The organism is Mesorhizobium sp. LEGMi-168a (assembly GCF_058312955.1).
Genome location: NZ_JBZEGV010000066.1, coordinates 1 through 5967 on the forward strand (window position 1 = coordinate 1; position 5967 = coordinate 5967).

At 61.3% G+C, this 5967-nt stretch carries 3 protein-coding genes and 3 pseudogenes; 1 reads left to right on the forward strand and 5 read right to left on the reverse strand.

Annotation, left to right across the window (positions count from 1 at the left end; genetic code table 11):
• Nucleotides 1–307: 307 nt before the first annotated feature.
• A pseudogene (locus AC4FWB_RS33680) lies at nt 308–1524 on the forward strand (IS110 family RNA-guided transposase).
• Nucleotides 1525–2060: 536 nt separating this feature from the next.
• Here AC4FWB_RS33680 and istB read toward each other — a convergent pair.
• The 5 genes and pseudogenes from istB to AC4FWB_RS33705 all read right to left on the reverse strand — a co-directional run.
• On the reverse strand, nt 2061–2816 hold the full coding sequence (gene istB / locus AC4FWB_RS33685) for an IS21-like element helper ATPase IstB (RefSeq protein ID WP_125007203.1): 756 nt from the start codon (nt 2814–2816) through the stop codon (nt 2061–2063).
• Nucleotides 2817–2828: 12 nt separating this feature from the next.
• Nucleotides 2829–4339, reverse strand: a pseudogene (gene istA, locus AC4FWB_RS33690) (IS21 family transposase).
• A 149-nt stretch (nt 4340–4488) separates the two neighbouring features.
• Nucleotides 4489–4739 (reverse strand): annotated as a pseudogene (locus tag AC4FWB_RS33695) (transposase); the annotation flags it as partial.
• Nucleotides 4740–5271: 532 nt separating this feature from the next.
• On the reverse strand, nt 5272–5397 hold the full coding sequence (locus tag AC4FWB_RS33700; protein ID WP_491030534.1) for an SDR family oxidoreductase: 126 nt from the start codon (nt 5395–5397) through the stop codon (nt 5272–5274).
• 362 nt (nt 5398–5759) lie between these two features.
• Nucleotides 5760–5967: SDR family oxidoreductase (locus tag AC4FWB_RS33705; protein ID WP_491030535.1), on the reverse strand; the 208-nt coding region annotated here is incomplete at its 5' end.

Consider the following 5967-nt stretch of genomic DNA (forward strand, 5'->3'; position numbering starts at 1 on the left):
CGCCGCGACAATCAACCTGACAAAGCACTTGCGCGCGTCAATCAAAGCCGCAATCATCACACCCGCCGCGACGCCAGATTCTCATCCAGATTGTCGCGCACCTCTCTCCCAGATTGTCGCGCTACAGGCACCGGGAGCACGCCAAGTTCGGGCAGGCCGATGTATTCGATGAGCTGCGAGCTCGCGTTAGTAGCTGGCCGCCCCTGCGACCTGCCCGGTTGCGCCGAGAGCGCGGATCCGTAGGTGTCGGTCGCCCGCCGGCTCCCGACTGTTTGAGGAGAGGGAGCCGATGAGACGTGTAATCGGAATGGACATTCACCGCACGTTTGCGGAGGTGGTGTTTTGGGAAGATGGGCGGCTGCGCCATCACGGACGGGTCGACATGACCCGTTCGGGACTGGAAGGTTCGGCCGCGGTCTGCTTGCAACCGACGAGGTTGTCGTCGAGGCAACAGGCAATGCCATGGCGGTGGTGCGGGTGCTGTCGCCTCATGTCGGCCGGGTTGTGGTCGCCAACCCGATGCAGGTGAAGGCGATCGCCCATGCCAGGATCAAGACCGACAAGATCGATGCCGGCGTTCTGGCGCAACTTCATGCCAGCGGCTTCCTGCCGGAGGTCTGGGTTGCGGATGCGCGCACCGAGCGGCTGCGCCGTCTTGTCGCTCGGCGCAACCAGGTGGTGCGGCATCGCACGCGGGTGAAGAACGAGGTGCATGGAATCCTATAGGCCCATCTGGTTCCGAAGTGCCCGCATGCCGATCTGTTCAACAAGCGCGGCCGGACCTGGCTCGAACGGCAGATGCTTCCAGACGACGAGCGTGCCGCGATCACCCGCCACATCCGCGAGATCGACCGGCTGGCCGAGGATCTTGCCGACCTTGATCGCGACATCGCCTGCGAAGCGGTTGACAATCCGCAGGTCCGTCGGCTGCAGACGATCACCGGTGTCAATGCCATCGTCGCCATCGGCATCATCGCGGCGATCGGCTACATCCGCCGTTTCGGCGAACCGCAGAAGCTGGTGAGCTACTTCGGCCTCAATCCGCGTGTGCGCCAATCCGGCCTTGGCATCGCGCAGTATGGCCGAATCAGCAAACATGGGCGTTCCCATGCCCGGGCCATGCTGGTCGAGGCCGCCTGGGCGGCGGCGAAGGCGCCCGGGCCACTCAGGGCCTTCTTCCTGCGCATCCGCAACAAGCGAGGCCATCAGGTCGCGGCGGTGGCGGTCGCCCGCAAGTTCGCCGTGCTGATCTGGCTCTTGCTGACCAAGGAGCAGGACTACTTCTGGATTCGGCCGGCACTGGTGGCGGCGAAGCAGCGGCAGCTCGCCCTCAAGGCCGGCGCGCCCAACGAACGCGGCGTTTGACGGCGCGGTCCCGCCTACGCCTACAATGTGAAGGAGCTGCGCAACAGTGAGAAAGCCGCGGCCGAGAATGCCGAGCGTGCCTACGAGCTGATGGTTCGGCACTGGCGGTCGCGAGGGTCGAGGCGGCGCACGGACGCCACAAAGGAGGAGCGACTATAGGCTGCGCGGTGGCGCTCTCATCCTCTCGCGCCACTCTTCACCACGTGGTCGTCCGTGCCGGGCGACCATAGCACAAGGAATCTGCCGGTACGACGGCCACCGCCCGGCCAGCTTCAGTCTGGCGCCGTGCCCAGTCGCCCTCAAGCCGTGGCCTGGAGATGCTACGCCCGGCGGCACGGGCTATGTAGCGGCCAGCCTTGACCGCGTCTCGACACGGCAGCCGATCGCGACGCATGGGCCGGGACGGAGAACGGGGCTTCAAGCCGAACAAAGAAACGGCATCGGAACCGACGTCAGGCTTGTCGATGTCATCCGTCGTGTAGATGATGCGGCGCACGCTGTCGGGATAGGCGAGGAAGGGCACGACGTGCTGCCACTTACGCCGCCTGCGTATTCCGACGAAGCCGGCGATCGATTCCGATTTGAAGCCGGCCAGTCATTCCGATTTCATTCCGGCCGGTGTTCCGATTTGAAGCCGGCCATTTTTCGGACTGATCCTGGGTCTCGTTGATGTTTGGGTTGGGTTTCGTTTCAGGTCAAGCTTGCGCTGTTTCAGAGGCTCTTGGCGAGCGCTGTTTTCGCATGCTTTCGCCGGTGAGATCGATGCGATAGGCGTTGTGAACGAGGCGGTCCAGGATGGCATCGGCCAGAGTTGGGTTTGCAATGATCTCGTACCACCGATCCAGAGGCAACTGGCTGGTGACGATTGTCGATCGGCGTTCGTAGCGGTCTTCGATGATCTCAAGCACATCACGCCGCTGGTCATCATTGAGTTTTTCCGGTCCCCAGTCATCGAGAATGAGAAGGTCGGTTTTGGCGAGTTGCTTGAGAATCCGGCCATAACGTCCGTCGCCTCTCGCGAGGGCAAGCGTTGCAAACAGCCGGGGAACGCGGTGATAGGCGACGGAGAAATCCTCTCGGCAAGCTTTGTGGCCAAGCGCACAGGCCAGCCAGCTCTTGCCGACGCCCGCCGGCCCGGTGATGAGAAGACTGTGATGCTTTCTGATCCAGTCGCAGCCGGCGAGCGCCATGAACAGATTGCGATCAAGACCGCGTGCGGCACGAAAGTCGGCATTCTCGATCTGTGCGTCATGGCGAAGTTTGGCAGCCCTGGCGCGGGCTTCGAAACGCTTCTGGCGGCGCATGGTAGCCTCGCGCTCGAGCAGCATGGCAAGCCATTCGCCATGCTCGAGGCCGCGTGCTTCGGATTGTGCGTCGAGCTCCTGGAAGGCGGTGGCCATGCCATGAAGGCCGAGTTCGCGCAGCATGTCGATGGTCGGATGGATGAGCATTGGTGTGTCTCCTCAATGGAAGTAATCAGGGCCACGCAGATTGGCGTGATCGACGATGGCGGTCGGTTCGGTGGAATGCCTTGCGGCCTTGTGATTGGCGATAAGCGAGGCGATGCTCTTGCAGTTCAGCCCACCGATCTCGACAGCGCGGGCTGACACGGCTTCGGCGCGATCGCGTGGGATATCGCGAAACAGGCGAAGGACACCCAGGCATGTCCGAAAGCCTTGTTCAGGATGTGGGCGGCTGGCGAGGATTGCGACAACCAAGCCTTCCGTCTCGGGCCCGACGGATGCGGCCCAGCGACGGAAACGATCCGGCGTCCACTCGGCATATCGCCGGTGGGAGCTGGGCATATGATCCGGATCCGTCCCATGACGAGGGCCGCCATAGCGGCGCTGATGGACGGCAATGCGCTTGCCGCGGTGGAAGATCTCGATGGTGCGTGCCGTTGCTCTCAGATCGACTTGCTGGCGAATGAGGCTGTGCGGTACGGAATAAAAGAAGGTCTTGAACTCGACGTGGTAATCCGTCGAGACGCGGGCCAAACGCCACTCGGCGAATTCGTAGTCTTTGCTCGGAAGGCTTGCGAGCGCAGCACGCTCGACGCTCTCAAACAATTGCCGGCGACTGACGCCCAGCCGACGCATGACGTGATCATTGATGCGATCGAGTGCCTGGCGAATGGCGGCATTGGCCTCGGCCAGCGAGAAGAAGGACTGGTTGCGCAGCCGCCCCAGAATGCATGACTGGGCGAAACGCACGCCGTTCTCGGCGGCCGTGCCGGAAGAACGCCGACGCCATAATGGGATGCCATCATGCCGTAGCTGCGATTGATCTCGGGATCGTAGAAGCTGGCGCGGTTGACACCCGACTTCAGATTGTCGGGGACGATCAGTCGGGGAACGCCATCAAAGAAACGAAACATCCTGACGTGTGAACCAATCCAATCAGGCAGTGTCTGGGTCCAGGTTGCTTCGGCATAGGTGAAGCTGGACGCACCCAGCACCGCCACGAAGATCTCCGCCTCACGGATCTCGCCGGTGTCTCGATCAAGGATCGAAATCTTCTTGCCGGAATAGTCGACGAAGACCTTGTCGCCGGCGGCGTGTTCTTGGCGCATCGTCGGCGAAAGCCGCTGTTCGAAGCTGCGAAAGAGCCCGCAGAACCGGCTATAGCCATATCCGTCGGGATGACTTCCTCGATACTCCTCCCACAAGATGAGGAGCGTGACGCCCGGCTTCTTGAGCTCGACGGCAAGATCGGCCCAGTTCGGCTCTGCGCGCCGCCGCGTGCCCTGTTTGACGCCATTGCGAGCGAAGAGTTTGTTCTCAAGTGCGTCATCGGTCAGCTCGCCTGGCAGGGGCCAGCTCAACCCGATTGCCGCTGCGCGCCGCAGATTATCCTGCACCGTACTGCGTGCTATTCCCAGCACGACCGCAATCTCGCGGGAGCTGGTCCCGCTTCCGGCAAGCCGAAGCATTTGTCTCAACTGTCTCATGGTCAGCCTTCTCTTTGCCGGCATCAAAATGTCCTCGTTCATCGCGAGGTAATTGATGCCAAAGTTGCTGACCCAGGAGGTAATCTTCAGTGCCGAAAACCGGCCGGTCTTTGGTTGGAATGGTGGCCGGCTTCATACCGGAATGGTGGCCGGTGTTTGATCGGAACGGCGGCCGGCTTCACGTCGGAATCCGCACGCCGCCAGCTCTGGGTGATCGCCGGATATCGCTGGCCCCAGTCGCCGGCCTCGAAATCCTCCGGCGCCTGCATACGGGCTTCGGCGTCCGTGGCCCAGTCCTGAGCGCCGGCACCACGGCCTTGCGATCCTTCCATGACACGAACTCGAGCGAATGACGGGTCAGGCGCACGATGCAGGCCTGGACCGTCGTCTGCGGGAAAGTGCATACCTTCAGCGGCCTCCCCTTGCTGTTCTACTGTGCTGCAGGCCTTGAGCGCGCGGACACCCGGATGCCCGAGCCCCGATCTACGTTAGCAATAGCGGGTACGTCGAAGAGCCCGTGAGGTCCGTTCGGAAGGGCGTGGTTCTCAGCTCTAGTCTAAGAGACGCGGCACCAGCCGTGTGGCAATGAATGAAGTACCTTCGGCATCGCCGGCGATAGCCGCGTACACGCCAATCCACGCACGGGTGAGGCGAAGATCAACCGGTTCGGCATAACCAAAGGCGCGTTGAAACTAAGAGAGCGCGTCAAGTCCCCCAGCTTCGATCACATCGTTAGTAGTCATCTCAAGCTCCGACTCGCACCGTGAAATATCTACCATTGTCAGGCGCGGCGTCGGTTGGTTTACGGAGTAGTTTTGAAAATTCAGAAGAATGATGTGGAAAACAAGTTTGTACCGTGAGTACACGCTTGTGCGATCAAACGGCCGGGATCGATGACGGTTTTGTTTGCGTTGGCTTCGTTCATGCGACGGCATCTAGTGTTCAGAGGGCTGCACTCAGCCACCATCGATGACAACCAGGGTGCCGCTGACATAGGCTACGCGGGCGCTGGCCAAGAATGCTGCGACTGCTGCGAATTCCGAGGGTTCGCCAAGACGGCGGGCCGGAGTCCTAGAGCGCACGGATGGCTTCGGCGTGGTCGCCGAGGCGATTAGCTTCGTGGATCGCGGTACTATGTGCTCCAGGAGCGAGCACGTTTACGGTGATGCTCTCGCCCGACAATTCTTGTACTAGCGCGTGACAGTAGGGCACTATAGGCATGCTCATGCGACACCCGACAGCGCGAAATGCATTGGAGTCCGTACAATAGCCTCGGAAGCGAGCATCAATGCTTCCCCCTTGCCTCTCAGCGGAGCATCTGCGCGATCACCTGCGAGGCGGTGTACTCATCGAGCGAGTTGCGGATTCTTCCCACAGGAGCTATGTACAATTCCAGCCCGATGGCGGCGCAATCGCGAATAGATGAAGGTTTCGGGGTGGGCCGCTATGGCTTCGTCAGCTTGGCTCGATACTCCTCATCCAAGATTGAGGGCAGGGGAATCTTTTTGGTTCGCGCGCCGTCGATGGAGATCATTTCACCGCTGACGAAACTCGACTCCTCACTGGCTAGCCAAAGCACGGCGTTGGCTATTTCTTTGGGAGCGCCTATTCTTCCTACTGGATGGAGTTGTCCCAACTCCCGCTCGATCAAG

Coding starts and splice junctions, on each gene's coding strand:
- istB (WP_125007203.1), bottom strand. CDS start 2,816: ATGCTCATCCATCCGACCATCGACATGCTGCGCGAACTCGGCCTTCAT.